This is a genomic window from Amycolatopsis sp. NPDC058986 (assembly GCF_042741125.1).
Taxonomy (GTDB): Bacteria; Actinomycetota; Actinomycetes; order Mycobacteriales; family Pseudonocardiaceae; genus Amycolatopsis.
Map to the genome: position 1 here is coordinate 40,941 of NZ_JBHYJW010000026.1, position 25,776 is coordinate 66,716.

Consider the following 25,776-nt stretch of genomic DNA (forward strand, 5'->3'; position numbering starts at 1 on the left):
GAGAGTGATGTGCGTCCCGTTGCACTGCAACCAGTTGCATATCATGCTGGGGCGATGGCGCTGGAGCACGCGATCCTGGTCTCCCTGTCCGAGCGTTCGGGCTCGGGCTACGAGCTCGCGCGCCGTTTCGAGCGCTCGATCGGGTTGTTCTGGAACGCCACCCACCAGCAGATCTACCGCGTGCTCAAACGCATGGAAGAAGCGGGCTGGGTCGCTGTCGACCTGGTCGAGCAGTCCGGGCGGCCGGACAAGAAGGTGTACACGGTCAGCGCCGCCGGACACGCCGAGCTGGGCCGTTGGCTGGCCGAACCCGACCCGGCGGCAGGCACCCAGGAGCTCGCGGTCAAGATCCGCGGCGCCTCGTTCGGCGACCCCGGCGCGGTCGCGGCCGAGCTGACCCGCCACCGCGACACCCACGCCGAGCGGCTCGACGTCTACCGCCAGATCGAGAAACGCGACTTCCCCGACCCCGCCGCGCTGCACGGCAGGTCCCTGCACCAGTACCTCGTACTGCGCGGCGGGATCCGTGTGGAAGAAGGCCAGGTCGAGTGGTTCACCGAGGTCCTCCAAGCCCTGCACCGCGACGCCGGCCACCACACGAAGGGCGCATCATGAGCCAGTACCCGAACCTGCTCGCCCCGCTCGATCTCGGCTTCACCACCCTGCGGAACCGGGTGATCATGGGGTCGATGCACACCGGCCTCGAAGACCGGGCCGCGCACTTCCCCCAGCTCGCGGAGTACTACGCCGAGCGGGCCCGCGGCGGCGTCGGCCTGATCGTGACCGGTGGCTTCGCGCCCAACCGCACCGGCTGGTTGCTGCCGTTCGCCTCGAAGCTGTCCACCCCGGCCGAAGCCAAGGCCCACCGGCAGCTGACCGCGCCGGTGCACGAGGCGGGCGGCAAGATCGCGCTGCAGATCCTGCACGCGGGCCGCTACTCCTACAACCCGTTGAGCGTGTCCGCGTCGAGCATCAAGGCACCGATCAACCCGTTCCGGCCTCGTGCGCTGACCGGGTACGGCGTGCTCCGCCAGATCCGCGCCTTCGCCGACTGCGCCGCCCTTGCTCGCGAAGCTGGCTACGACGGCGTCGAGATCATGGGCTCCGAGGGCTATCTGATCAACCAGTTCCTCGCCGAACGGACCAACAAGCGCACCGACAAGTGGGGCGGCAGCGCCGAGAACCGACGCCGCTTCGCGGTCGAGATCGTGCGCCGCACCCGGGAAAAGGTCGGGCCGGACTTCGTCATCATCTACCGGCTCTCGATGCTCGACCTGGTCGAGGGCGGGCAGCGCTGGGAGGATGTCGTCGCGCTCGCGAAGGAGGTCGAGGCCGCGGGCGCGACGATCATCAACACCGGCATCGGCTGGCACGAAGCCAGGGTGCCGACGATCGTGACGTCGGTGCCGCGCGCCGCGTTCACCTGGGTCAGCGGCAAACTGAAACCACATGTCGGCATCCCGGTCGTGACCTCTAACCGGATCAACATGCCGCAGGTCGCAGAGGAGGCACTCGAGAACGGCGACGCCGACCTGGTATCGATGGCCCGGCCCTTCCTCGCCGACCCCGAATGGATCCGCAAGGCCGAAAGCGGCCGAGAGGACGAGATCAACACCTGCATCGCCTGCAACCAGGCCTGCCTGGACCACGCCTTCAAGCGCAAGCTCGTGTCCTGCATGGTCAACCCGCGCGCCGGGCACGAGACGACGCTGCAGCTGCTGCCCACTCGCAAGACCAAGCACGTCGCGGTCGTCGGCGCCGGTCCCGCCGGGCTCGCCGCCGCGACCGCACTGGGCGAGCGGGGGCACACGGTCGAGCTGTTCGAGGCCGACGACGCCATCGGCGGTCAGTTCGCGATCGCGCGGAAGATCCCCGGCAAGGAAGAGTTCGCCGAGACGATCCGGTACTACGCGCGGCGGCTGGAAGTCACCGGGGTGAAGGTGCACCTCGGCACCCGGGCCACCGCGGCGGACCTGCGGGACGGCGGATTCGACGAGGTGGTCCTGGCCACCGGCGTTGCTCCCCGGGTGCCGTCGCTCCCCGGCATCGATCACCCGAAAGTGCTGTCCTATGTGGACGTCGTCAAACACGGCAAGCCGGTCGGCGACCGGGTCGCGGTGATCGGGGCGGGCGGGATCGGCGTGGACGTCAGCGAGTTCCTCACCCATACGGACTCCCCGGCACTCGACCTCGACACCTGGATGGCCGAATGGGGCGTCACGGATCCGGAGCAGGCCGCGGGCGGCCTCGCCAAACCCCGGCCGGAGCCCGCACCGCGCCAGGTCTACCTGCTGCAACGAAAGCAGACCGCGATCGGCGCGGGCCTCGGCAAGACGTCGGGCTGGGTGCACCGGGCCGCGCTGCGTGCCAAGCGCGTCGAGCAGCTCTCGGGCGTCACCTACGAGCGCATCGACGACACCGGCCTGCACATCACCGTCGATGGGAAACCACGCACGCTGGAGGTCGACACCGTCGTGGTGTGCGCGGGCCAGGAGCCGGTGCGGGATCTGGCGGACGACCTCCGCGCGGCCGGCCTGGCGGTACACCTGATCGGCGGCGCCGACGTCGCGGCGGAACTCGACGCGAAACGCGCGATCGACCAGGGCACCCGGCTCGCCGCGAAGCTCTAGTCGTGTACCACCGTCGTGACGTTGCGTTCATGTGCTGTCACGTGTGTTGCGCGCACTGGCAGGATTGAACGCGTGCGAGACGTATGCGTGATCGGGCTCGGGCTGATCGGTGGGTCGCTGCTCCGCGCGGCGGCCAGGACCGGACGGACTTCGTGGGGAGCGGCGGTGTCCGAAGTGGACGCCGACGCCGCGAGCAGAGCCGGCTACGACGTCACGACCGACATCGAGGCAGCACTGCACCGCGCGGCCGAGCGAGACGCGCTGGTCGTCCTCGCCGTGCCACTGACCGCGATCGAGGACACGCTCCGCCAGGTCGCCCAGCACGCCGCGCACTGCCTGCTCACCGACGTGGTCAGCGTCAAGGCGCCGGTTCTCGACGCCGTACGCCGCAGGACGCCCTACACCCGCTACGTCGGCGGGCATCCGATGGCTGGCACAGCGGAGTCGGGCTGGCTGGCAGGCAACGCGACGCTGTTCGAGGGCGCGGCGTGGGTGGTCGGTGTCGAAGAGGACACCGACCTGGAGGCCTGGGCCGAGGTGACGCAGCTGGTGCTGGATCTCGGCGCGCACGTGGTGCCGCTGCACGCCGAGTCGCACGACGAGGCGGTCGCCCGGATCTCGCACCTGCCGCATCTGTTCGCCGCGATCCTGGCCACCATCGGCGCCCAGGGCGGCCCATTGGCGATGTCGCTGGCGGCGGGTTCGTACACCGACGGCACCCGCGTCGCCGGGTCGAGCCCGGCCCTGGTCAAGGCGATGACCGAAGGGAACCGCGAAGCGCTGCTCCCGATCGTGGACGAGGCGCTCGGCAGGCTCGGCGCCGCCCGTGGCTCCCTGGCGTCGACCGGCGGACTCGCGGTGACGATCAACGCCGGGTACGAGGGGGCGCAAGCGCTTGCGGCCAGCCGCGACGTCGAACGCGCCGGTGTCCGGATCAGCCTCACCGCACCCGACGCCCGTGACGGCCTGGTGGCACTCGGCGAGCGCGGCGGGCGCATCACCGGCATCGACGACGGCTTCGCACTCGGTGAGGTGAGCTAGCGAGCGCTTCGCCGCCGAGCCACGCCGGCCCGGGGCGAAGCGCGGGAAAACTACTGACCCGCGGGCGGCTGCTGCCCGCCGGGCGGCTGCTCGTCCGGCTTGTCACCACCGAACTTGCCGAGGAAGTCCTTGGCCTTCTCGACCCCGCCGTCGATCTTGTCGGCCTGCCCGGAGAACTTGGACTTCGCGAACTCGCCCGCCTTGTCCAAACCCTGTTCGATCTTGTCGCCGTGCTCCTTGAGCGCGTCCTGCGCCTTGTTCTTCAGTTCGTCGAAGTTGACCATCGAAGGCTCCCTTCCAATCCGTCCGCGACGGTCCGGGATTTCCAGGCACTTCCATCCAACAACACTTCGCTTACGTCCGCCTGTGGTAGGGCAGGAACCTGCGGACCAGGCGCAGCGGGGTCCGCTCCACGAGATCCGGCCCACGCACCGCGTCGAAGGCCGAGCCGAGCTGATCCACAACCCCGGACAGCTGGGCGCCGTCAGGCAGCGGCACCGACTCCGGCTCACGCTGTTCCCGCACCGCCGCCGCCAGCTCCGCGAGCGCGGCGGTGATCAGGTCGACATCGCTCTGATCAGGCTCTGGCGCACCCCTCCCGATGGTCACACCGACCTCGGTCACCGCGTCGGCGACCCGCTCGAGCGCGGCGATCACCGGCCACCACGCCAGCGCCTGCCGTCCGTTCGCCGACGGCTCCACGATGGCTTGCTGGAACGCCGTGCGCACGTCCGCCAGCGCCCGGTAGGCGCTGCGCCGGGCGCGCGAACGAGCCAGCCGCGCTTCACCCGAGGGGGTGAGCGCCAGCGCGGGCCCGACGTAGGTCGCCACGGTGTCGAGCGCGGTCGCGAGCCGTCCGCCGACCTGAGGCCGCCGGCTGCCCGGCCAGAGCAGATAGCCGAAGACCAGGACGATGACGCACCCGAGCACAGTGTCCAGGAGGCGAGTGAACGCCACCGACCAGTCGCCCTTGTTCGCCAGATCCATCTGCAGAATGATCAGCGGGGTGACGAAGGCGCTCTGGATCCCGTAGTTGCGGACCTTGCCGACCGCGACCCCACCCGCGAACGCCGCGATCAACACCACCAGCACCCAACCGTGCGCCCCCAGCGCCAGCACCACGGCGCCGATGCCGACGCCGGCCACCGTGCCGATGCCGCGCAGTACGGCACGTCCGAAGACGGAACCGAAGTCGGGCTTGAGCACGATGCCCACCGTTAGCGGAATCCAGTACGCCCGCTCGAACGGGACGAGCAGCGCGACGATTTCGGCGACCGCGACGCACAAGGTCAGCCGTAACGCCGCGATCCAGGTCAGCGGCCCCGCCGTGAGCGACCCCATCCATTCCCGCGCCCGCCGGTGCCATGGCACGGGTTCGCGCCGCGTCCGGTCGTCCCCCTTGCCGATGCGCTCCAGCCCGGCATACAAGGCCCCGAGGACCGCGTCGACATCCTCGTCATCCGGTGGCGTCGGCGGCGTGGGCAGCGGCTGCACGGCCAGCACCGAAGCCGCCGCGACGGTGAAGTAGTCGACAACCTCCCTCGGCGCACGCTGCCCGGCGTTGACCATCGCGACCGATGCTTCTACCGCGGGCGTGCTCGCGGAGAGCAGATTAAGCAGTTTCCGGTAGGTGGCGTCGCGGCCGGACAACCAGGACCGGGCCGTGAGCAGCCGGTCATAGGCGGTGCTCATCGCGGTGGTGAGCTGGTGTCGCGCCATCCTCGACGTCGCTTCGTCGGCCGCCGACAACATCGCGGCCAGTTCGATGTAGACCTGCGCGACGGCATTGCGTTCCGAGCTGGTCGCACGAAACGTCCAGCTGGCCAGCGCGACGACAAGGCTCCACGCCGCACCCGCGCAGAAGTAGCCGAGGTCCAAGCCGATCTGCGCCCCCGTCGCCTGCTGGCCGGTGCCGAGCACGCAGAACACGAACATCATCAGACCGGCGACGGAAGCGTTGCTCCCAGCCGTGCTGATCAGCGCGGAGACCGCCGCGACCAGGATCACCGCGGGAATCGCCAGCCCGGGATTCGCCCCGGTCACCAGCCCGACCAGGTGCCCCGCGATCGCCGCCAGCGTCGCACCGCCGAGACGTCGCGCGCGGTACCGATACGGACCGGCCGATTCGGACAACACCGCGGGCAGCGCGCCGGACGAAAGATAGGCGCCGACAGCGATGTCGCCCACCGCGTAGCCCACACCGATCGGCACGGCCAGCGCGATCACGGCACGGGCGACCATGTTCCACGGCACCGGGACACTCGAGCTGCGCAGGAGCTGAACCAGCCAGTGCGGTGCGGCGAAATCCCGGCGCGGTGTGGTCACGCCCTCATCTTGACCTACTGGGCACCGGCCGGATCCCGTGTTGTGATGTCCGCGAAACCCACCACGGGAGGTCACCATGGCAGCTCGGACGTTTTCCTTCGAGGTCAACCGGACGAGCACCGCTCCGCCGTCCACTTTGTTCAAGCTGGAAACCGACGGCTCCCTGTGGTCGCAGTGGGCGCGGCCGCTGGTCCCCCAATCACGCTGGGCTCGTCGTGGCGATCCCGAGCCGGACGGGGTCGGCGCAGTGCGGGAACTCGGCTTGTGGCCGGTGCTGGTCCGGGAAGAAACACTCGAGTACGAACCCGACCGCCGGCACGTCTACACCTTCGCCGGCATGGCGCCGGTCAAGGACTACCGCGCCGAGGTCTTCTTCACCCCGAGCGGAGACGGCGGCACGCACCTACGTTGGACGGGCTCGTTCACCGAGCCGCTCCCGGGCACTGGCCCGGCGCTGCTGGCCGCGGTGCGCGGCGTGATCCGGTTGCTTTCCGCCCAACTGGTCAAGGCAGCCGAAAACCGGCACTGAGCTGGGTGCCACCCGACACATTCACTAACCAACTGCAACGTTTGCCCCCTCGCGGGCGTCCTCCTTCCGGGGATACGGATCGCAGATCCGGGAGCTATACCGGAAGATTGGGGACAGACAGTGAGATTTGCGGCGCGCTTGGGGGCGCACTGGCGAGTGGCGGCTGCTGTGGCCACCGTCGTGCTGACTCTGACCGCTTGCTCGACCCCATCGCCGGCTCCGGCGCCCGAACCGCAGCCGAGCGAGCACAACCAAGCTCCCGCCGCCGCACCCGCTCCCGCCTTCACCGCGCCCTACCCGTTCGGCACCGTTCAGCAGAAGGCTCCCCCGGTGGCGAACGGCGCCGTCCCGGTGGTTCGCCGCATCACCACCGACAAGCCCTACGTGTTCATCACCATGGATGACGGTGCGGTCAAGGATCCCGACGCGCAACGGCTCATCCAGAGTTCGGGCACCCACCCGGTGCTGTTCCTGAACCAGAAGTACGTCAAGGGGCATGAGGCGTACTTCAAGGGCATCCTCGACGCCTCGGGCGCGACTCTGGGCGATCACACGGTCGACCACCCGAACCTGCGGGGTAAGCCGTTCGAGTTCCAGCGCAAGGAGATCTGCGACAACGCCGACGACTTCCAGAAGGGCCTCGGCGTTCGGCCGTCACTGTTCCGGCCGCCGTTCGGAAACTACGACGACAACACGTTGCGTGCGGCCGCGACCTGCGGCATGCGCGCCGCGGTCCTGTGGTCGGCGTCGGTCAACGACGGACACGTCCAGTTCCAGGCGGGCACCAAGCTCAAGCCCGGCGACATCGTGCTGATGCACTTCCGCAAAACGTTCAAAGAGGACTACAACGCCTTCCTCGAACAGGCCAAAAAGGACGGTCTCACACCCGTCCCGCTCGCCGACTTCCTCGGCTGAGCTCCTCGCTCAGCCCGCGCCGAGGCACAGGAACGGACGGCGCAGCGGGTCCACCGCCGTGGCCTCGGCGAGCGCCAGGGCGGGTGAGGTTCCGGAGGCCAGCCGCCGGTGCAGGTCGGCCATCGCGTCCGCGGCCGCCCGGTCACCGACCCTCGCGACCGCGCCGATCACCGTACGGCTGCCACTGGCCAGGAGCGTCCCCGCGAACCCCAGCGCCTCCTCACCGGGCCGGATATGGCTCATCGCAAGTTCACAAGCGGCCAGCACGACACGCTCCGGCGGGCGCGCCAACCGGGTCGTCTCGTGGGCGAAGAGCGGGCCGTCGACGAGCTCGAGCCTGGAGAACAACGCGTTCGCCGGCTCGTGCGCGCCGTGCGCGACCAGATGGGCCATCCCCGTTCCCTCGAGCGCGGCGAGCACGGTCTCACTGGTCGCGTTCGCGCCGTCCACCAATCGCGCGGCCGGATAGACGTCCCGGAGCTTGCGCACCTCACCCACCGAACCCGGCACGCCGGGACCGCCGGCCAGCAGCACCGGCCCCTGGGTCGACCGCTTGCTCGCACTCACCCACGCCGTGGCCGAGGGCGCGATCGTGACGGGATGCCCGCGCAGGGACGGCAAGGCGCCCCACGGCAGCGCGTACAGCTGGCCGATCGGGACGATCACGAGCTCACGATCACCCAGGGTCTTCGCGAGCGACGCGGAAATCAAGCCGTCCAGCTTTTCCGCGCGACGCCGTGCAGACGCCGCGACGGTCTCCGCCAACGGTGTGGGCAGGTGATCGGGCGCCAGCGCGTCCAGGTCGGCGTGCAACTGCTTCGCCGTCTCGATGATCTCGGCAAGCGGCCCGAGCTTCAGCAGGCGGAAGGTGCCGCGGTCGACGACCAGCGAATACAGCTGTCCGTTGTAGCCGACGAGACTGACCAGCACTCGCTCGCCCAGCTGCTCGACCACTTCGTCCGGCGTGCACACCGGACGAGGTTTGCCCCACTGGCTCGTGTACCAGCCGAGCCTGCTCGCTTCCTGCTGCAACGTCGCGTACCGCTGTTCGAGGGCCTTGACCGGCTCGCCCTCCAACCGGTTGCGCTGGATCGTGCGCTGCACATGCCGCATCTCGGTGATGTGTTTGGCCAGCACCGGGTCCTCGATCACCGGCAGCGGCTCGTAGCGGTAGACCTGGGCCCGCGTGCGTTCCAACCAGGCGAACATCCGCTTGGCTCCCGGAGCGTTGCGACGCGCCCGTCGCAACACGAGCTGCAGGGCGAGCTTGCCCAGCTCCTGACCGTGCACGGCGGTACCGCAGACCAGGTCGAGTCCGCCCATTCGGTCCCTGATCGCCCCCAGCTCACGCAGCCCGGCACGAGCCTGTGCGAGTGCCGAGCGAGGGCGTTCGGTCGCCACCGCCAGCTCGGCGCGGCACAACCGCAGCAGCATCCGGTGGTCGATCGGCGTGGTCTCCCGCGGCTTCGGGACCTGCGCCAGCAGCCGCTCGGCGACGTCGACCTGGTTACGCCTCAAGTAGAGCCGGACAGCGAGCAACCTCGCAGCTGCCGCCTCGTCGCGCATGCCCAGCTCGTTCAGCCGCTCCGCGAGCCCGGCGAACTCGGCTGGTAGCCGCGTCCCTGGCTTCGACCGTTCCGACGCCAGAATCTCCGAAGCGTCCGCGCGCAGCCGGGTCAGCGCGGCGATCTCGGCCCACCGCGCGTTGCCACGGCGCAGAAACCTCCGACGCGCAGCTGACGCGAACTTCCGGGCCAGCGAGTAGTCGTGCTCCAGAATCGCCGCGGCCGCCCTGGCGACCTCGGCCTCAGCGACCTGCTGGATCGAACCCGCGCTACGCAACTGAGGCAGTGCTTCGTCGAGGTGACGGGCAGCCTCTTCGCTCAACCCAGCAGTCAGCAGTGCCCGAGCCTGATCGAGTCGGATGAACGGAAGTGAACCCGGCCCGGCCGCGGCGAAGATCCGCGCCGCCTGCTCGTAGTGATGCAGAGCCTGTGGCACGTCGCCTGCCAGCTGCGCGGAGTCGCCCAACCCCTGTCTCACCTTGGCTTCCAACAGAGTATGACGGTTTTCGACGGCAAGCTTGAGCGCACGTCGCAGGTCGGCGAAAGCGGCCTCGGGATTGTTCATCTGGACGTGGACCATGGACCTGTTGAGCAGATTGCGAGTCAGCAGAAACCCATTGTCGTCGACTTCGGCTTCCAGCGAGGGGAAGATCGCTGCGAAAAGAGCAAGCGACTCTTCCCACCGTCCGGCGCGCATGAGGACGAGCGCACGCTGCAGCTTCACCGTCAGTCGTAAGACACTGCGCGGTTGTCCCGGCGGCAACCGCGACCGCACCTGCTCGGCTGTCTCAAGATGAGCTAGCCCGGCCTCGGTCGAAATGACCTCGGCATCGGCAGACGCCAGGCTGATCAGGATCCGAGCCTGGAGCTCGAGGTGCTCAGGACCAGCCCGGTCGACTCGCACCAACTGGGACAATGCCTTGTTCAGGAGCCGTGCCGCTGGTCCAGGACGCATGTCGGAGGCGACCGCCATCGCGCGACGATGGAGATCAGCCGCTGCTACGACGGCCTTTTCGGCGGAAAGAAGCGACACTGACACGCGCCCAATGGGAGCACACCCCAACCAGAGGCGTAACGCCCGTCCGGGTTTTAGAGAACTACCGTCGGCGTTACGACCGTTCGGCGGCATGACACGTCGCCCAAATGCACCAGGATCTGTGTCGTGCCTTGTGGTACGTCTTCCAGGACGAACCGGCCACCCTCGTCCGCGGTCGTCGACGTGGTTCCGTGTTCGGCGACTCTGACCTCGACCGCGTATTGCCCGGCCGGCACCAGCCACCCGTCGATTCGGTGTCGCTTGCCGATCTTGGTGAGATTGATCATCACGGTCAGATCACTGACGGTGAACGTGATCGTCCCGGTACCGCTGCCGCGCACTCCGGCATGGGCATCCATCCGCTCCCAGCGGGCAACCTCGACATCGAGATCTTCCAGGGCGAGCGCGAACTGGACCCGCTGCACCAGATCGTCCGGTGGCGGGTCCAGTTCATCCAGGAAACGGTCGATGTCGGCGAGCAACATCTCGTCATCCGGAAAGGCCTTCCCCTCCGCCGCACCGATGTCGTTCATCGGCTTCCCCCTTCACTGGCGAGCAGATCGCGCATCGAGTCGAGGCAACGTCCCCTGGTCGGTCCAACACTGCCGCGTGGCATTCGCATCGCCTCCGCGACCAGCTGGTACTCGGCTCGCCCGGCCAGCACTGTCAGCCGGAGCAGCTCCTGGCAACGGTGCGGCAACCGGACGAAGGCGCGCCAAACCCGCCGATCGCGGTCGGCTCGAACAGCTTCGTCCTCGGGTGCCGGCTGAGTACTGGGCATGGATTCGGCCAGCTCGTCGCTCAGCGGCACGGGCTGAGCACGGCGGCCGTACGGATGGGTCGCCTCGCGCCGGGTCGTGGTGATCAGCCACGCCGCCAGCGCCCTGGGGTCGCGCAGCTTGTCCAACTGGCTGAACAGCGCGAGCCACACCGTCTGGACGACATCTTCGGCAACTACCCGGTCCAGCCCGTTCGCCCGGGCAACGTGCCAAACGAGCGGGGTCAGCTCTTCGACCAGCTTGTTCATCGCCTGGCGGTCCCCAGCGCGCGCCGCGTGCATACACGCCGCGTGCAGCTCAGCGCCGGTCAAACCTTCCCATGGCGGGTCTACTTCTGCTGTTCGCACGTCCGTCACCGTAGCTGCCCCACTTCGGAAGTGTCTTCGGGTCGGCGCTGGCCGTATGTCGTGTCCTTCTGGGGGAAGGAGCGTGCTGCTGGCTCTGGGATACATCGATCGCTTACTTATCCGTCTTTCGGCCCAACGCCGGTTGCTGCGAGGCACCGACCGGCGCGGGTGGTGTGGTCCCGCGCCGGTCGATACTTCCTCCTCGGATCCACTCCCCCGCAGATCCCGCCGGGCGTCCCCTCCCCCGAAGGCACACCCGGCCAGGCGTGTCCGGCAGCCCCCTCGGCTACCGGACGACGCCGGTCTTGTTCAGTTCAGTGGTACCTCAGTTGCTCGGCGGCGTGTGCGGGTCGTACGTGCCGTTGGTCTGCGATCCGCCCCCGCCTCCGCCGGTCTTCGGGTCGGTCGAGACGGGCGGCACGGTCACCGGGACCGGGTTCTCTTCGGAGTTCTTGTCGGTGGGCATTGGGCCCCTCCTTCCCTCACGCCCATTAGGACGCAACGAAGGGCCCGCTAGATACACGCAGCGGAGACTTTTTTGAAGAAAACCCGAAATCTGCGTCAGGTGGGTGACACGGTCAGCCTCGTACCGCCCAGTCCGTCACCCCAAGAACACGCGCTGTCACCGCCCCGAGGTGCTCAGCCCACCGACGATAACCAGTCGGACCGGGGTGAAACCGGTCGTCGGCGAAAGCCGCGGCCTCGAGAAGATCCGGCGACATCGGCGCGTACTCGACCGCAGGCAAAACGGCCAGCTCGGCGGCAGCGGCATCCAGGGCGCCGGAGCGTCTGGCGAGGACACTCCGCAACGGCCTGGGCAGTACGGGAAAGCACCCCATCGGCGGTACACCGGCCAGCACAATCGGAATGGCCCCCAGCCTCCGACGAAGCGAGACAACCACTTCCAGCAGATCTCGCCGGTAGCGAGCAGCCGAGTGCAGCTCGATCGTGTCGTTGACCCCAAGCGCGACCACTACCACGTCGGCCGGCTGGACCAACGGCACCAGCTCGTCGCGGACGACGCGGGCGTTCGCGCCCGTCCTGCCCACCGCCTGCCACGCCACGGGACGGCCACCGTCTGCGAGCACGCGAGCAAGCTGCCCCGTCAACGCTTCTTCGTGACTGCCTGCGCCCACACCATCGACGGTCGATTCCCCGACAACGGCGAGCCTGATCGGAACACCCGAACCTGGTACGAACCCACGAGCCGGTCCCGCCGCCCCAGGAAGCCGAGGCGTCGAACGTCGAACCCGGACAGCCTGCGCGACCAGTACCGGTGCGAGCGCGACCGTGGAAAGAATTCGGACAGCGGACATGATCCGACTTTAGACACCCGACCGCGAACGAGCCGGTGACCTGGGCCTCTCCCTGCCACCAGTCCGCGCGTCCGTGTCGGCTAGCTCGGCCCGGCACCTCGCTCTCGGTGCCAGCGGTCGAACATCTCGGTGAGCTCTCTGGTGATGAACGTCAGGAAATCGCGCATCTCGACCAGGCGTTTCCCTGCCGGCGTGTCCGCACCGAGCGCGTCGATCCCCTCCTCCGCGGCGTCCCGCCACATCAGGATCAACCGGTCTCGTTTGAGGAACGTGGCGTACCAGAGGTCGTCGTAGAGGCGATAGTGGTCGCGGCGCTCGCCCGGCTCCCGTTCTTTCCCCACGAGACCGACCTGCTCCAGATAACGGACCGCGCCCGAGATGGCGGCCGGGCTCACGGACAATCGCTCAGCGAGGTCGGCCGCGGTCAGCCTGCCCTCGTCAGTCGTCATCAGGGCAGCGAAGACCCGAGCAGGCATGCGCTGCATACCGATCTGCGCGAGCGTCAAACCCATCTTCTCGACGTAGCGGCGGACGGCGTCCTCGTCTCGCTTGGTGTCAGGCGTCGTCATCGCCCCATCCTCTCTTACCCTCCCCCGCAGATCACCTGATCTAGACATTTTCTTAACTTCACAACTTCATGAATTGAGTGTAGCTTCTGGACCATGGGAAACGCCATATCGATCTCCGGCCTGCACAAGTCGTTCGGCCGGACGAAGGCCCTCGACGGTCTCGATCTGCAGGTACCCGCCGGGGAGGTGCACGGCTTCCTCGGTCCGAACGGTGCCGGGAAGTCGACCACTGTCCGGGTCCTGCTCGGCCTGCTCCACGCAGACTCCGGCGACGTCCGGCTGCTTGACGGCGACCCGTGGAAGGACGCCGCCGCACTGCACCGGCGACTCGCCTACGTCCCTGGAGACGTCAACCTCTGGCCCAACCTCTCCGGGGGCGAGGTCATCGATCTCCTGGGTCGCCTCCGCGGCGGCCTCGACCAGAAACGCCGCGAAGAACTCATTGAACGCTTCGACCTGGATCCCAAGAAGAAGGGGCGCACCTATTCGAAGGGCAATCGGCAGAAGGTCGCGATCGTGGCCGCCCTGGCGTCACGAGTCGACCTGCTGATTCTCGACGAGCCGACCTCAGGCCTCGATCCGCTGATGGAGGCCACCTTCCAATACGCGATCCAGGAGGAGCGCGAGCAAGGACGCACGGTCCTGCTGTCCAGTCACATCCTGGCCGAGGTCGAGGCGCTTTGCGACAAGGTGAGCATCATCCGCAATGGCCGCACCGTCGAGTCCGGCACACTCGCCGACCTCCGGCATCTGACCCGTACGTCCATCACCGCGGAACTCGCCGGGCCACCGAACGGGCTGGCGAACCTGGAGAACGTGCACGACCTCAAGGTCGAAGGCAACCGGGTCCGTTTCGACGTGGAGACCCGCTCTCTCGATGACGCGCTCCGGCACCTCACGCAGGTCGGCGTACGCAGTCTCGTGAGCCAGCCGCCCACGCTCGAAGAGTTGTTCCTGCGTCACTACACGGCGGAAACGAGCGCGAAATGACCGCCACGTTGGATCGCCCCGCCCACTCGGATGCCGTACCAGCCCACGCACTGGCCGGTACCTGGCAGCTCACACGCCTCGCACTGCGACGAGATCGCATCGTCCTGCCGATCTGGATCGTTCTGCTGAGCATCGTGCCTGCCAGCACTGTCAGTACCTACGAGCAGTTCTATCCGACTGCGGCATCGCGAGCCGCTTTGTCAGCGAGCGCCAGCACCAATCCATCGTTCGCCCTCCTCTATGGACCGGCTTTCGACCTGTCCACCGCAGGTGGGTTCATCACCTGGCGCATGGCAGGTTTTCTGTCCGTGCTCATCGGGCTCATGGCCGTTTTCACGGTCACCCGCCACACCCGCGCGGAGGAAGACAGCGGCCGGGCGGAACTCCTCGCGTCAGCTGTCGTCGGCCGCTATGCGGCACTCACGGCGGCGGCTCTCGTTTCGGGTGGCGCGAGCATCTTGATCGGGTTTGTCCAGGCCATCAGCATGGCAGGTGCGAAGCTCCCGGCAGGCGGCTCCATCGCGTTCGGTGCCGCGACCGCGTTAGCGGGTCTGGTGTTCACAGCCGTGACTTCGATTGCCGTCCAACTGGCGGAGTACTCACGGACGGCGAACGGCATCGGCACGGCCTCGGTGGGCATCGCGTTTCTGCTGCGCGCCGCGGGCGATTCGACCACGGACGCCCGCTGGCTGTCCTGGCTATCTCCGATCGGCTGGGCACAGCAATTGCGCCCGTTCGCCGGCGAACGTTGGTGGGTACTGACGTTGCCTATCGCCACCACCTTGCTGGCGGGCACGCTGGGATATCTTCTGTTGCCCCGGCGCGACTTGGGGGTTGGGATACTTCCGCCACGCCCCGGGCCGGCGACAGCAGCAGCCTCCCTGCGCACACCTCTGGCTCTCGCCTGGCGACTGCAGCGAGGGCCGTTGTTCGGCTGGGCAATCGGTACGGCCGTCGGCGGTGCTGTCTTCGGCTCGATCGCCAGCGGAATTGGTGACCTTGTCGGCCAAACCGAACAGACTCGCGCGATCTTCGAACGGTTAGGCGGCTCCTCGGCTCTCGTAAACGCATTCCTCGCTGCTATGGCCGGTATTTTCGGGATGATCGTGTCGCTGTATGGGGTGCAGGCAGCTCTCAGGATGCGGAGCGAGGAGATCTTGAACCGAGTGGAACCACTCCTCGCCACAAAGGTCAGCAGATTACGTTGGGCTGCAAGCCATCTGATCTTCGCATTCTTGGGAACCGCGTCACTGCTCCTCGTTGCCGGCCTGATGCTCGGTCTGTCGAACGGCTTCCGCAGTGGGGACGTCGGCGGGTCGGTCAGCGACATGATGCTCGCGGTTCTCGTGCAGATTCCCGCCACGTGGGTCATCGCCGCACTGACGGTGTCGATCTTCGGACTGCTTCCGAAGTTCTCCACCGCCGCATGGGCTGTCGGCGGCATAGCACTGCTGATCAGCCTGCTGGGGCCGGTCGTGAACCTGCCACAGGTGCTGCTTGACATCTCTCCCTTCCAGCATCCGCCGAAACTGCCCGGTCAGGCCTTCACCGTCGCGCCGCTGTTGTGGCTGCTGGTGATAGCTGTGGTCGCGCTCGGCGCCGGACTTACGGGCTGGCGCCGCCGCGACGTCGGCTGACAGAAAGGTTGCCGCCGGAGAGGCACCCTGCCCTGCGGACGCGTCTCCGGCAACGACCTTGCCTCACCTTCAGAAGTAGCAGCTTTTCACCGATGACTACAAACTTGACAAATCGCGAGCGGAAGAAATTGGTCACCCTGTTCGCCGACATCCCCAGCTCAGCGCACATGGTCTTGAATTTTTCGCGCCGCCTCACCCGATCGTGTAATCGCTCCCAGGGTTGGGACCGCCGTACGTTCGGGGCGTGTCCACTACCTCTTCCCTCTCCTTGAGCGAGCTCAGCAACGACGAGCTCGCAGCTGCGCTGACCGCCTCCGAATCCACTATGTCACGCGAGTACGCGAACAATCTTGCCCTGGTTCGCGAAGCGGACAATCGAAAACTGGCCGCCGCCAAGGGCTATCGAAGTACCACCGCGCTGCTGACGACGGTCGCCCGCGTTTCGGTGGATGAAGCCAGAACACGTGTACGTCTTGCCAGAAGACCACAGGAAACGGTGGAGAATGCCCTTGCGCAGGGCCGAATATCGGCGGCTCATGTCCGGGCGATCCACTACGTCCTGTCGAAAGCGCCGGCGACGATCGCCGACAGCGATCTGGCCGAAGCCGTATCAACCTTGGTAGAACTGGCGGAACAGTCGACGCCGACGATCGTCCGCAAAGCCGGGCATGACCTGGCTGGCTATTGGTCCGTCGACAGCCAACCCGCGGAAGATACCGAGACCGAACTCGCACGTCCGCGTCGAGCGTTTTGTTCACATCGGTTGCTGGACGGCCGCATGAAATTCAACGGCGTGTTTGACCGCGAGACCGCCGCACGCCTCGAACTGCTCTTCCAGCAACTGGCCGAGCCAAAGCCACGAGATGAATTCGGACGCGCCGACGAACGCAGCCAGTCCGAACGGGAGGGTGATGCCATCGCTGAGGCTCTCGCACTCGCGGTACGCGTCACCGAGTCGGACCAGGCACGGAGCGAACACACCGTGGCGGTGACCATCCCGTTGGCGGAGCTGGAAAAGCGAGCCGGCGCGGCATTCACCTGCGGCGTCGGACACACCACCGCCGCTCAGCTTCGTCGGATTTGCTGCGGTGACGTAAAAGTCGTACCCGCGGTGTTGGGGTCTGACGCCGAGGTACTCGATCTCGGCCGGAGCACACGGCTGGTTACGACAGCTCAGCGTGCGGCCTTAGCCTTACGTGACAAGGGATGTACCCGACCGGGATGCCGTCGCCCGGCGAAGTGGTGTCGCCCCCATTTCATCCTCCATTGGATGGACGGTGGCTCCACCGACTTGGTCAACCTCGCGCTCGTATGCGAGGAACACGAACGCGAACTGCACCACACGGACTGGGAGGTCCGCTTGGTCAATGGCCGCGTCGCGTTCATTCCGCCGCGCTGGCTGGATCCGAAACAGCAGCCTCTCTACAACACTGCACATGAAGTCCAAGTCGCAGCGTGAGCTTCCGAGGACCACGTCAGCGCGAATGAACCTTGTGATCTGCTTCGACGACTAGCTGCGCCTGCGGACCGACAGCACCGCACGCGGGTCCGCCAGGGTGGAGTGCCACAGGCATGACTTCAAGTGCTTGAGGTTTGTCGGTGCCGAATGTCACTGTGACGCGAACCTGCTGCATGGGAAGCCCCGGCACGTCCGCGAATCCGTGGCGGCCGCCGGTCGGCTCCACCTGAGCCGAGCAGACGCTGGCAGGGTCGTTTCCTCCGCAGCTCGGGTGAACCGGCCCGGTCGACTGTGTCAGTTCGACCTGCCTCGTGACGCATTGTCCCTGCCAACAGGTTTCGACGATAGCTCGTGTGATCCCAGGTGCCGCGCCTGCCGAGATGTCCAAGCTGATTCCGGCCAGCGCCCCTATATCCGGACACATCGGTGCATCACCCGAACCGGCTGGGTGACCACAGCCGACAGCGACTGCCACGACAAAGACTGGCCCCACAAGCTTCCGCATACCGAGCAGACGGACCTGGAGTACACGCAGGTTGCATCCAGCGAACTCAGGGGGCGACCATCGCCAAGCGACTGGACGACTTCGTCCGACCCGGGCGCCCGGTGCAGCCGTCGTCGGGCTGTCGACGAGCTGGGAGCACGGTCAGCTCGACGATCCGAGTGGTTGTCCTCGGCGGAAGCCGAGCCTGATGGGTCACCGTCATCGATCCCTGCGAGGCATGAGACAAGCCAACCGCCGAATTGCCGAGCGGCATTTGACTCGCCAGCCATCCAAGATCGGCCGGGATCCACTCAGGCTTCGGCTGCGGTGGTCCGCAGACCGTCGATGACGACGTGCAGCAGATGTCGGCTGTCCGGCGAATAGCGCTCCACCGCAAGGCATCCGACGATGAGCGCCCGCAGATCGTCACCGTCGATGTCCGTACGCACAGCTCCGACTGTCTGCGCTCGCTCGAGCAGGGCGTCGAGGGCGGCACGGAAGTCGTCGCCGGCCTCAGCCTTGAAGCCGAGCCCGCTCGACTCGGCCAATGCCTCGCAGATGGCGCGGTTCACCGACGCCTGGCGAATGACACGCTGGAAGTAGTCGAAGAACGCCTCGCCTGGATCATCTGCGGCCAGCAGGGCCCTGGCCTCCTGTGCGAACTGGTCGATGCGCTCCAGGACAACAGCCTGGAAGAGGGCTTCCTTGCTGGGGAAATGCCGGTACACCGTGCCCGCCCCTACGCCCGCGAGACGTGCGATCTCGTCGAGCGGAACAGCGAGGCCCTCCGCGCCGAACGCCTCTTCCGCGGCCGCCAGAACGCGAGCACGGTTACGCCGCGCGTCGGCACGCAGAACAGCTTTTTCCATCGAGGCCTCCTGGTCTCGTTGACAACCGGAACGAGCGTTCCGTATCGTCGGAAGCGGGTGCACCGTTCCGATTCAACACTCTGTCTCCCTGGAGAATTTCCGATGACCCGAACCGTGTCCGAAATCGCTCAGCTTGTCCGTCAGGGCATGGAATCGATCGATGCTTCCCTGATGGCCGAGCTGTTCGCGGAAGATGCCGTCTACGAGTTCCCGTTCAGCTCGGGCGGCATGCCACAGCGATTCGAAGGACGAGACGCCATCATGACAACTCTGGCCGCCGGTGGTGTCCGCGCCCGGCAGCTGGGCCTGGAAAAAGTGCAGGTCGCCACACACCTCACCGACTCGGGCTTCGTCGTCGAGCTCATCGCCGAGGGACGTTCCGTGGATGACGGGACGCCGTATCGCTTCCCGTCGTCGGTCGGCGTCCTGACGGTTGCGGACGGCCAAATCACCCACTATCGCGATTATCCGAACTATGCCGGAGCGGCAGAGGTGATGGGGGCTGGGGCGAAGCCACGGAGCGATGCTCATCAGGTGTTCGACAAATTCCTCACCGCTTCTGTGGAGAACCGCTGGGACGACGTGGCGGATCTCTACGCGGAGGACGTCGTGATCGAGTTGCCCTTCACCATCCCCGGAGTACCGCGGGTGACGCAGGGCCGTGAAGAGCTGCGCGCCAGGTTCAAAGCCGTAGGCGAGGCACGCCGCCTGATCAAGGCCGAGCACGTAGTGGTGCACGAGACCGTCGATCCCGCGGTCATCGTCGCAGAATTCGATCTGCACAACGAAGTCCTGTCGGACGGTTCGACGTTCACTTCGTCTTACGTGATGGTTCTGACCGCCCGCGACGGCCGCATCGTGCGTTCCAGGGACTACACCGACACCGCTGCGGCGATCGAACGGACCGCTGCGTTCAGGGCGTCGCTGTCTGGGTCGCCGACGGACTGAACAGCCGCTGCAAGGTGCCGGTCGCCTGATCCCACACCCCAGGTACCAACAGCACCGCGAGAACCACGAACACCGGGAAGATCAGTCGTTTCTCGACCTTCTTGCCGGTCCGGAAACGCAACGGGCGTGGCGGCCGGATCTCGTACCAGGTCTCCCCTGCGATCGGAAGCGGGAAGAGGAACGGGCAGCCTGACTCCGTGAGCGCGTCTCCCAGGCAATGGGTGATGCACCCTGCCGCCACCGCAAAACCCAGCCAGCCCGAGATCTCCTGCAGTTGTGCGGCGTGGTCGGGCGGGGCGGTCCAGACCCACCAGGCGACGGCCGCCCCGCTCACCGGCAGCAACCAGTCTCCGAGCGCACCTTCCGCGAGCAGCAGCCCCAGGACCACCACTCCGAAGACCGCCCATGACCCGCCGGCGGAGGTTCCCGCCGCGGTCGCCGCCCCCAGCCCTGCCGCGAAGAGAACCGTGTGCGAAAGGTGGCGGTGCTTACCCGTCACGTTCTCGTCGCGCGGCCCCTTCGTCAGGGCGTACGTCGCGGCCGAGACCCAGCGAAGCAACCACGAGATCAGTCCCGTAAGCCATCCCAGCAGACGTGATGCCCTCGCTCCGGGATGGTCGAGGTCGGGCAGCAGGGCGAAACCGGCTGTGGTGGCACCGAAAACCACGGCTTGGTGCAGTGAGCCGGCACCTACGGCGGGCGCAAGCGCCAGCCCTGCGCACCACCCGGTCAGGGCATGCGTGCGCCCCATCATCGTGCTGCCCCCAGGAATCCCGCGTGCCGATCGGTCGCCAGACCGTATCGGGGGATCAGGCGGGCGGTTCCTCCGACACGCTCAGATGGTCGGCGACACCGGTGAGTTCGATCACGCGGCTGACAGCGGGACTCGGCACGACTTCCAGCGCGACGTCCTGCTCACCAGCTTGGCGTTGTGCGTGCAGCACCACGTTCAGCGCGGACGAATCGAAGAAGGTCACCCCGGTCAGATCGGCCACCACGCGTCGCGAGCGCTTCTCCGCGATCAGTCCCGCCAACGCCTCCTGCAGTTGCGGGCTGGTCAGCAGATCGAGTTCGCCGGTGACCACCACCCGAGGCTCGGACGCTCCGGTGTCCAGGGTGATACCGAACCCGGGCGGGGTGGCGTTCTGCTCGGCTGCGGGCATGCAGTTTCTCCTCGTCAGGCGCCGATACTGCGCCGGTACGCGCCTGTGGTCTCAAGCGGCAACCGTGTCACGGTCCCAGACAACTGGAGACCCAACCCTAACCCAGAAGGCGACTGCCCCGACGAGGCCCGCCATACTTTTCGGGCACAACGGCGCCACGGCGATCGGTTGAACGGTTGTTCAGCGGTCGTCAGCGAGCACTCAAAGCCTTCCGCTTTGCCCTGCGTTCACGCAGGAAGAGTTCCCGCCGCTCGATCTCGCCGAGCCCACCCCAGATCCCGTATGGCTCCTGCACGGCCATCGCGTGCTCCCGGCACTGCGCCAGCACAGGGCACGTGTGACAAATCGCCTTGGCACGTGATTCCCGCCGTTCGCGTGCCGATCCGCGCTCGTTGTCGGTATGAAAGAAGAGGCTGCTGTCCGCCCCCCGGCAGGAACCGCGCAGCTGCCACTCCCACTCTTCCGCGACCACGTTGGGCAGCCGGCTCACGTCAGCCATGTCGTCCCCGCCTTTCCCAGGATCAACTCCTCGACCGGTACATGCCCGCCGGTGCTCCGAATCAAACGCGGGTTTGGTTTGCTCAGAGCACGGGCATTCGGTGTCCGGGGCATCCCCGGACACCTGCTGCCGCCAGCGCGAGCCGGAGAGAGGAAGACACGTGGAGGACGACTACGCCCCGCTCGACCACGAAAACGCCCAGGTCATCGAGGTGCGTACGGCTGCTATCCCGCACGTCGTCCCCACACTGCGGACCGTTGTGGCCGATATCGCGATGCGCCAGGACTTCGACCTCGACGCGGTTGAGGACCTCCGGATGGCCGTCGACGAGGCCTGTTCGCTCCTGCTGCCCGCCGCCAACGACGGACGGCTGACCTGTGTGTTCTCCTGGTCCGACGGGCGCATCGAAGTGACTGTTTCGGTGTTGTCGGAATCACCCGAACAGGGTGAGGAGAACGGGCTGTCCTGGCAGCTGCTCACCGCGCTCGCGACCTCGGCGCACCGGTCTGTCACGCCTGCCGAAGGCGGATATCGCTCCAGCGTCCGGCTGGTCCGGGAGAGTGCGGCGGCCCGCCCGTGACGGATCCGGTCGGGGAGAACGAACTCGACGTCACGCCACTGTTCGCCAAACTGGCCGAGTTGCCGGCGGAGGATCCGGAGCGCGAGGCGATCCGTGACCGCCTGGTCCGTGCCCACCTCGAGCTCGCGCGGAACCTCGCCCGCAAGTTCCGCAACCGCGACGAGGCGATGGACGACCTCGTCCAGATCGCGACGATCGGCCTGATCCACGCCGTGGATCGCTTCGATCCGGCCCAGGGCACCGACTTCCTGGCGTTCGCGGTACCGACGATTTCCGGTGAGCTTCGTCACCACTTCCGCGACAACAGCTGGTCGGTCCGCGTCCCCCGGCGGCTGAAAGAGCTGAGCGCGAGCATCTCCGCCGCCCGGGAGGAACTCACGATCCAGCTGTCGCGAGCGCCGCGCCCCAGTGAGATAGCCACGCACCTCGGCGTGTCGATGGAAGATGTCTACGAAGGCCTGCGAGCCGGCCAGGGCCGGTACGGCGCCTCCCTGGACAACCTGCTGGAAAACTCGGCCCACACCCGCTTCGGCGCCCCTGACGCCAACCTCGGCCAGGCGGAGCTCAGGGAGGCGTTACGCCCCCTGCTGGACGGCCTGGCCGAGCGGGAGCGCAAAATCGTCGCACTGCGCTTCGGGTCGGGAATGAGCCAATCGGATATCGCCCGCCGTGTCGGGGTGTCTCAGATGCAGGTTTCCCGGCTGCTGGCGGCCACACTGAAGAAGCTCCGCTCACGGCTGAACGAAACGGATATCACTGACGACATCTGATTGAACGCCGCTCGCGATGGGTACTTGCCGGGCGAGCACGAGACCCGCTGGGAGGTGTGGGAACGATGACGACGTCTCGGCTGCCCGCCGCCGGGCCCGTCTCGACCGCTGTCGTGTCGCTCCGCCTCCCGGCGGATGTGACCGCTCCGGCCATCGCCCGGCACGCTGTCCGGGACGTGCTGACGGGCCTGGGTGTGCACGGCCAATCGATGGATGACGTGCTGCTCGCGACGTCCGAGCTGGTGACCAACGCCTTCGAACACGGCGAGCACCCGGATCGGCTTGAGCTGCAGTGCACCGGTGAGCGGCTGATGCTGCGGGTGTTCGACTCCGGCAGCGAGGTGCCAAGGCTCAAGGAGCCGTCTCCGAAGGTGGCACGCAGCCGAGGGCTCCAGCTGGTCCACGCCCTCGCCGAAGACTGGGGGTATGAGCGGCGTCCCGGCGGGAAGATCGTCTGGGCCGTCTTCCTGCTTCGGCTTCACGGTCCTTGACGACCGGAAGCCCGCGCCACCCGAAGCAGGGCTTTCGCCTGCTCGGTATCCCCGATCCTCTCGCGGAACGACTTGCGCTCCAGCGCGTCGACGATCGCGGTGATCATCTCCCCCAGTGAAAAAGGCAGTTCGGCTTCGAGCTGCGCGGTTGCTTCGCTGGTCGCCGCCCATTCGGCGTCCAGGATCGGCACCAGGTCCCTGGCCTTGCCGGTGAGCGACACGATGCGCTGGCGGGCGTCGGCCCCGGAAGCGAGCGTGACCAGCCCGGCGCGGTTCATCTGCGCCACTGTCTGACTCGCCGCGGAGTGGGTGACACCTGTTTCGCGAGCCAGGTCGCGGATGGACAGGGCGCCGTGTGCGGCCAACGCACGCACGACGGGGCTGTATCGCGGTCGGTAGTCGGTCAGCCCGAGGTCGACGAGAAACCTCGCGACGTCGCCGTCGAGCAGCTCGAGCACGTGCCGTAGCCGCGTTCCCAGGCCCATCGAACTCGGGGGTTCGCCCATTCCCACGATCCTAGATCCGTGGTCCTGGCCTGCCATGGACCGCGACCGCGCTTCGCTGTCCGCATGTCGGACAGCGACCCGGTGATCGGCATGATGACGTCATGACCCCTGAGGAGCTTCTGACGACCACCCGCACCGTGCGCAAGCGGCTCGACCTCGAGCGCCCGGTCCCGCCCGAGCTGATCGAACAGGCGCTGACCGCCGCGCTCCAGGCGCCGGCGGGCGGCAACATCCAACGCTGGCACTGGCTGGTCGTGACCGACGCGGCTCAGCGAGCCGCGCTGGGCGAGTTGTACCGGCGAGGCTTCGAGAAGTACCGATCGTCCAAGCAGTTCGCCGGCAAGCAGTACGCGGACGACCCCGAACGTTCGAAGGTGCAGCAGCGCGTCAGCGACAGCGCCGAGTACCTCGCGGAGCGGATGGGCGAGGTCCCGGTGCTACTGGTCCCCTGTATCGAGGCGAGCGAGGGCGAACTGCCGGCGGGGAACCAGGCGCCGCTGTGGGCGTCTCTGCTGCCAGCGGTGTGGAGCTACATGCTCGCCGCGCGCTCGCTCGGCCTCGGTACGGCGTGGACCACGCTGCACCTGACCTACGAGAAGGAGGCCGCGGAAATCCTCGGCCTCCCGTCGAACGTCCACCAGGCCGCGCTCATCCCGACCGCGTTCTACACCGGCGACTCCTTCAAGCCCGCCGCGAGGGAGCCGCTGGCGAAGTCACTGCACCTGGATCGCTGGTAACGCGAGTGCGAGGGGCATGGGGCGTTCGCGGTTCGGCACCGAGCATCAGCCGCCGAACGCCCCCGCCGTCCGTCCAGGTGGCGATCAACTCGCGAGGTAGCTCTCCAACCGGTCCACGAGCTCTTTCGGGCGGCTGAGCAGCACCATGTGGGAGCCGTCGATCTCGTCGGGTTCGACGCCGAGCCGTTCACGGGTGACGCGACGCAGGAACTCCGGCGGGAAGAACCGGTCGTCCCGGCACAACAGCGCCTTGGCCGGGACATCGGGCAGCGCCTCGAGCGGCCATGGCTCGTTCCCCTCGGCGCTGACCTGCGAGCGACCGTGGGCCAGGCACTCGGCGACGAGCGGCTCGGGCACATCGCCGAAGTAGGTCTCGGCCTGGCTCAGACCTTCGGGTCCCACGAACCCCGTGTTGCCCCACCAGTCGCCCGGCTTCTCCCCGGGCGCCGGAACCATCCCGGCGACGAACACGAGCAATCGCGCGGACACCTTCGAACACACCAGCGGCGCGGTGATCCCGCCGTAGGAATGGCCGACGACCACCGGATCGACACGGTCGCCGAGTGCCGCCAGCACGGCGTTCGTGAAATCGATCAGCCCGGCCGACCGGTCTTCGATCGGCAGATCCGGCGCCACGACGTCATGTCCTCGGCGACGCAGCTCCGCCGCGACCAGATGCCAGTCCCAGCCACTGCTGCCGCCACCGTGAATCAGCACGAACGTCGCCATGGCGATCCGCTCCTTCCCCAGGTCCGCAGCCCACCTTGCCGCACCGCGAGACCGGTCAGCAACGGCGCAGCATGTCCTCGAGCGCCGTCTTCTCGCCGGTCGTGACGGTCAAGCCGTAGTAGCGCTTCACCACGATCCAGTCCGTCGCGTAGGTACACCAGAAGGACACCAGCGGCGGTTTCCACTGGTCCGGGGCCTTGTCGCTCTTCTCCCGGTTGACGCTGTTGGTGACCGCGAACAGCTGCGGCCTGGTCAGGTCGTTCGCGAACTGCTCCCGCTTCTCGTTCGTCCACGACTTCGCGCCGCTGACCCAGGCCTGGCCCAGCGGAACCATGTGGTCGATGTCGAGGTCGCCGGGTTTGGTCCAGGTCTCGCCGTCGTAGACGCTGGTCCAGGTGCCCGCGGTCGGGTTGCAGTCGGCACCGGCCTTGACGTCCTTGCCCGCCCGCTTGAGTACCAGCTCGCGGGTGTTGCAGCTGTTGCCCTGGCTGTCCCAGTGCGGGAACTTCTTCCGGTCGTAGCCGTCCATCGTGCCGCGCTGCGCCACGGTGAGTTCGGCCAGCTGCTTCCGCGCATCACCTGCGCTGGCCGGCGGGGGCGCCGACGACGAGGTTTCGGCCCCGACACCGCGGCCTGCCACCCAGAACGCCACGAGTGCGGCCACCAGCACCGCGGCGACCAGCAGGATCCGCTGGGTCATCGACGGCTTCCAGGTCCGAGACGCCACCATCGGGTCCTTTCACTCACGGTCCGCGACCGGCGAGTATGCCGCCGCGATTCCCGGAAACCGCGCCGACACGACGAGCTGGCGCGAACGTGACCGAGACCACCGAGCGCTCCGGTGTCACGTCCGGCTCCGAAT

General features: G+C 67.4%; 29 protein-coding genes. 14 read left to right on the plus strand and 15 right to left on the minus strand.

Features of this window, described 5'->3' with window-relative positions:
* Positions 1-54 precede the first annotated feature (54 nt).
* From ACFW0G_RS22945 to ACFW0G_RS22955, 3 genes are all read left to right on the plus strand, one after another.
* On the plus strand, positions 55-615 hold the full coding sequence (locus tag ACFW0G_RS22945) for a PadR family transcriptional regulator (RefSeq protein ID WP_378327406.1): 561 nt from the start codon (positions 55-57) through the stop codon (positions 613-615).
* Positions 612-2,630: an FAD-dependent oxidoreductase gene (locus tag ACFW0G_RS22950; protein WP_378327407.1), complete on the plus strand. Its 2,019-nt coding sequence runs from the start codon at positions 612-614 to the stop codon at positions 2,628-2,630. Before ACFW0G_RS22945 ends, ACFW0G_RS22950 begins: the two co-directional genes overlap by 4 nt.
* Positions 2,631-2,702: 72 nt before the next feature.
* Positions 2,703-3,671 (plus strand): prephenate dehydrogenase, encoded by a 969-nt coding sequence (locus tag ACFW0G_RS22955; RefSeq protein ID WP_378327408.1) that lies wholly within the window; start codon positions 2,703-2,705, stop codon positions 3,669-3,671.
* A 50-nt stretch (positions 3,672-3,721) separates the two neighbouring features.
* Here the strand turns inward: ACFW0G_RS22955 and ACFW0G_RS22960 are convergent, their stop codons facing one another.
* On the minus strand, positions 3,722-3,955 hold the full coding sequence (locus ACFW0G_RS22960) for an antitoxin (protein ID WP_378327409.1): 234 nt from the start codon (positions 3,953-3,955) through the stop codon (positions 3,722-3,724).
* A 70-nt stretch (positions 3,956-4,025) separates the two neighbouring features.
* Positions 4,026-5,996, minus strand: a complete 1,971-nt coding sequence (locus ACFW0G_RS22965) for an FUSC family protein (protein WP_378327410.1) — start codon at positions 5,994-5,996, stop codon at positions 4,026-4,028.
* Between the two features lie 76 nt (positions 5,997-6,072).
* On the opposite strand from ACFW0G_RS22965, the gene ACFW0G_RS22970 reads away from it, so the two are divergent.
* Both ACFW0G_RS22970 and ACFW0G_RS22975 read left to right on the plus strand, forming a co-directional pair.
* Positions 6,073-6,525 carry an SRPBCC family protein gene (locus ACFW0G_RS22970; protein WP_378327411.1) on the plus strand — a complete coding sequence of 151 codons (453 nt, stop codon included), beginning with the start codon at positions 6,073-6,075 and terminating at the stop codon, positions 6,523-6,525.
* Between the two features lie 168 nt (positions 6,526-6,693).
* Positions 6,694-7,440 (plus strand): polysaccharide deacetylase family protein, encoded by a 747-nt coding sequence (locus tag ACFW0G_RS22975; protein ID WP_378327412.1) that lies wholly within the window; start codon positions 6,694-6,696, stop codon positions 7,438-7,440.
* Positions 7,441-7,449: 9 nt separating this feature from the next.
* Here the strand turns inward: ACFW0G_RS22975 and ACFW0G_RS22980 are convergent, their stop codons facing one another.
* Positions 7,450-9,483 carry a CHAT domain-containing protein gene (locus ACFW0G_RS22980; protein ID WP_378327413.1) on the minus strand — a complete coding sequence of 678 codons (2,034 nt, stop codon included), beginning with the start codon at positions 9,481-9,483 and terminating at the stop codon, positions 7,450-7,452.
* Positions 9,484-9,501: 18 nt separating this feature from the next.
* Between ACFW0G_RS22980 and ACFW0G_RS22985 the strand changes: the two genes are divergently transcribed.
* The gene (locus ACFW0G_RS22985; RefSeq protein WP_378327414.1) at positions 9,502-9,741 is read left to right on the plus strand and encodes a hypothetical protein; all 240 of its coding nucleotides are present in this window, start codon (positions 9,502-9,504) and stop codon (positions 9,739-9,741) included.
* 353 nt (positions 9,742-10,094) lie between these two features.
* On the opposite strand, the gene ACFW0G_RS22990 is transcribed toward ACFW0G_RS22985, so the two are convergent.
* The 5 genes from ACFW0G_RS22990 to ACFW0G_RS23010 form a co-directional block, all read right to left on the minus strand.
* Positions 10,095-10,574, minus strand: a complete 480-nt coding sequence (locus tag ACFW0G_RS22990) for a carboxypeptidase regulatory-like domain-containing protein (RefSeq protein ID WP_378327415.1) — start codon at positions 10,572-10,574, stop codon at positions 10,095-10,097.
* The gene (locus ACFW0G_RS22995; protein WP_378327416.1) at positions 10,571-11,176 is read right to left on the minus strand and encodes an RNA polymerase sigma factor; all 606 of its coding nucleotides are present in this window, start codon (positions 11,174-11,176) and stop codon (positions 10,571-10,573) included. Before ACFW0G_RS22995 ends, ACFW0G_RS22990 begins: the two co-directional genes overlap by 4 nt.
* 316 nt (positions 11,177-11,492) lie before the next feature.
* Positions 11,493-11,633 (minus strand): hypothetical protein, encoded by a 141-nt coding sequence (locus tag ACFW0G_RS23000; RefSeq protein ID WP_378327417.1) that lies wholly within the window; start codon positions 11,631-11,633, stop codon positions 11,493-11,495.
* A 112-nt stretch (positions 11,634-11,745) separates the two neighbouring features.
* The gene (locus tag ACFW0G_RS23005) at positions 11,746-12,483 is read right to left on the minus strand and encodes an SGNH/GDSL hydrolase family protein (protein ID WP_378327418.1); all 738 of its coding nucleotides are present in this window, start codon (positions 12,481-12,483) and stop codon (positions 11,746-11,748) included.
* An 80-nt stretch (positions 12,484-12,563) separates the two neighbouring features.
* A complete protein-coding gene (locus tag ACFW0G_RS23010) occupies positions 12,564-13,052 on the minus strand; it encodes a GbsR/MarR family transcriptional regulator (RefSeq protein WP_378327419.1) in 489 nt (162 codons plus the stop codon).
* A gap of 93 nt (positions 13,053-13,145) precedes the next feature.
* On the opposite strand from ACFW0G_RS23010, the gene ACFW0G_RS23015 reads away from it, so the two are divergent.
* The 3 genes from ACFW0G_RS23015 to ACFW0G_RS23025 all read left to right on the plus strand — a co-directional run bounded on the left by ACFW0G_RS23015 (position 13,146) and on the right by ACFW0G_RS23025 (position 17,138).
* Positions 13,146-14,042 (plus strand): ATP-binding cassette domain-containing protein, encoded by an 897-nt coding sequence (locus tag ACFW0G_RS23015; protein ID WP_378327420.1) that lies wholly within the window; start codon positions 13,146-13,148, stop codon positions 14,040-14,042.
* The gene (locus ACFW0G_RS23020) at positions 14,039-15,679 is read left to right on the plus strand and encodes an ABC transporter permease (RefSeq protein ID WP_378327421.1); all 1,641 of its coding nucleotides are present in this window, start codon (positions 14,039-14,041) and stop codon (positions 15,677-15,679) included. Before ACFW0G_RS23015 ends, ACFW0G_RS23020 begins: the two co-directional genes overlap by 4 nt.
* 244 nt (positions 15,680-15,923) lie before the next feature.
* The gene (locus ACFW0G_RS23025; protein WP_378327422.1) at positions 15,924-17,138 is read left to right on the plus strand and encodes a DUF222 domain-containing protein; all 1,215 of its coding nucleotides are present in this window, start codon (positions 15,924-15,926) and stop codon (positions 17,136-17,138) included.
* 795 nt (positions 17,139-17,933) lie between these two features.
* On the opposite strand, the gene ACFW0G_RS23030 is transcribed toward ACFW0G_RS23025, so the two are convergent.
* A complete protein-coding gene (locus ACFW0G_RS23030) occupies positions 17,934-18,491 on the minus strand; it encodes a TetR/AcrR family transcriptional regulator (RefSeq protein WP_378327423.1) in 558 nt (185 codons plus the stop codon).
* Between the two features lie 102 nt (positions 18,492-18,593).
* On the opposite strand from ACFW0G_RS23030, the gene ACFW0G_RS23035 reads away from it, so the two are divergent.
* The gene (locus ACFW0G_RS23035) at positions 18,594-19,439 is read left to right on the plus strand and encodes a nuclear transport factor 2 family protein (protein WP_378327424.1); all 846 of its coding nucleotides are present in this window, start codon (positions 18,594-18,596) and stop codon (positions 19,437-19,439) included.
* Here the strand turns inward: ACFW0G_RS23035 and ACFW0G_RS23040 are convergent.
* The 3 genes from ACFW0G_RS23040 to ACFW0G_RS23050 form a co-directional block, all read right to left on the minus strand.
* Positions 19,405-20,190, minus strand: a complete 786-nt coding sequence (locus ACFW0G_RS23040; protein WP_378327483.1) for a metal-dependent hydrolase — start codon at positions 20,188-20,190, stop codon at positions 19,405-19,407. The genes ACFW0G_RS23035 and ACFW0G_RS23040 overlap by 35 nt on opposite strands.
* 58 nt (positions 20,191-20,248) lie before the next feature.
* On the minus strand, positions 20,249-20,602 hold the full coding sequence (locus ACFW0G_RS23045; RefSeq protein WP_378327425.1) for an STAS domain-containing protein: 354 nt from the start codon (positions 20,600-20,602) through the stop codon (positions 20,249-20,251).
* Positions 20,603-20,792: 190 nt separating this feature from the next.
* Positions 20,793-21,101 carry a WhiB family transcriptional regulator gene (locus tag ACFW0G_RS23050; RefSeq protein ID WP_378327426.1) on the minus strand — a complete coding sequence of 103 codons (309 nt, stop codon included), beginning with the start codon at positions 21,099-21,101 and terminating at the stop codon, positions 20,793-20,795.
* 160 nt (positions 21,102-21,261) lie between these two features.
* Here ACFW0G_RS23050 and ACFW0G_RS23055 point away from each other — a divergent pair, with 160 nt between their 5' ends.
* From ACFW0G_RS23055 to ACFW0G_RS23065, 3 genes are all read left to right on the plus strand, one after another.
* On the plus strand, positions 21,262-21,681 hold the full coding sequence (locus ACFW0G_RS23055; RefSeq protein ID WP_378327427.1) for an ATP-binding protein: 420 nt from the start codon (positions 21,262-21,264) through the stop codon (positions 21,679-21,681).
* Positions 21,678-22,451 carry a SigB/SigF/SigG family RNA polymerase sigma factor gene (locus ACFW0G_RS23060; RefSeq protein WP_378327428.1) on the plus strand — a complete coding sequence of 258 codons (774 nt, stop codon included), beginning with the start codon at positions 21,678-21,680 and terminating at the stop codon, positions 22,449-22,451. Before ACFW0G_RS23055 ends, ACFW0G_RS23060 begins: the two co-directional genes overlap by 4 nt.
* Positions 22,452-22,516: 65 nt before the next feature.
* Entirely contained in the window at positions 22,517-22,942 is a 426-nt protein-coding gene (locus tag ACFW0G_RS23065) for an ATP-binding protein (protein WP_378327429.1), read from the plus strand.
* On the opposite strand, the gene ACFW0G_RS23070 is transcribed toward ACFW0G_RS23065, so the two are convergent.
* Positions 22,930-23,448, minus strand: coding sequence for a MarR family winged helix-turn-helix transcriptional regulator (locus ACFW0G_RS23070; RefSeq protein ID WP_378327430.1), 519 nt, complete (start codon positions 23,446-23,448; stop codon positions 22,930-22,932). The two genes, ACFW0G_RS23065 and ACFW0G_RS23070, sit on opposite strands and share 13 nt — an antisense overlap.
* Positions 23,449-23,549: 101 nt before the next feature.
* Between ACFW0G_RS23070 and ACFW0G_RS23075 the strand changes: the two genes are divergently transcribed.
* Positions 23,550-24,185 carry a nitroreductase family protein gene (locus ACFW0G_RS23075; RefSeq protein WP_378327431.1) on the plus strand — a complete coding sequence of 212 codons (636 nt, stop codon included), beginning with the start codon at positions 23,550-23,552 and terminating at the stop codon, positions 24,183-24,185.
* An 84-nt stretch (positions 24,186-24,269) separates the two neighbouring features.
* Here ACFW0G_RS23075 and ACFW0G_RS23080 read toward each other — a convergent pair whose 3' ends face one another.
* Both ACFW0G_RS23080 and ACFW0G_RS23085 read right to left on the minus strand, forming a co-directional pair.
* The gene (locus tag ACFW0G_RS23080; protein WP_378327432.1) at positions 24,270-24,914 is read right to left on the minus strand and encodes an alpha/beta fold hydrolase; all 645 of its coding nucleotides are present in this window, start codon (positions 24,912-24,914) and stop codon (positions 24,270-24,272) included.
* A 55-nt stretch (positions 24,915-24,969) separates the two neighbouring features.
* Positions 24,970-25,644 (minus strand): HNH endonuclease family protein, encoded by a 675-nt coding sequence (locus ACFW0G_RS23085; protein ID WP_378327433.1) that lies wholly within the window; start codon positions 25,642-25,644, stop codon positions 24,970-24,972.
* Positions 25,645-25,776 lie beyond the last annotated feature (132 nt).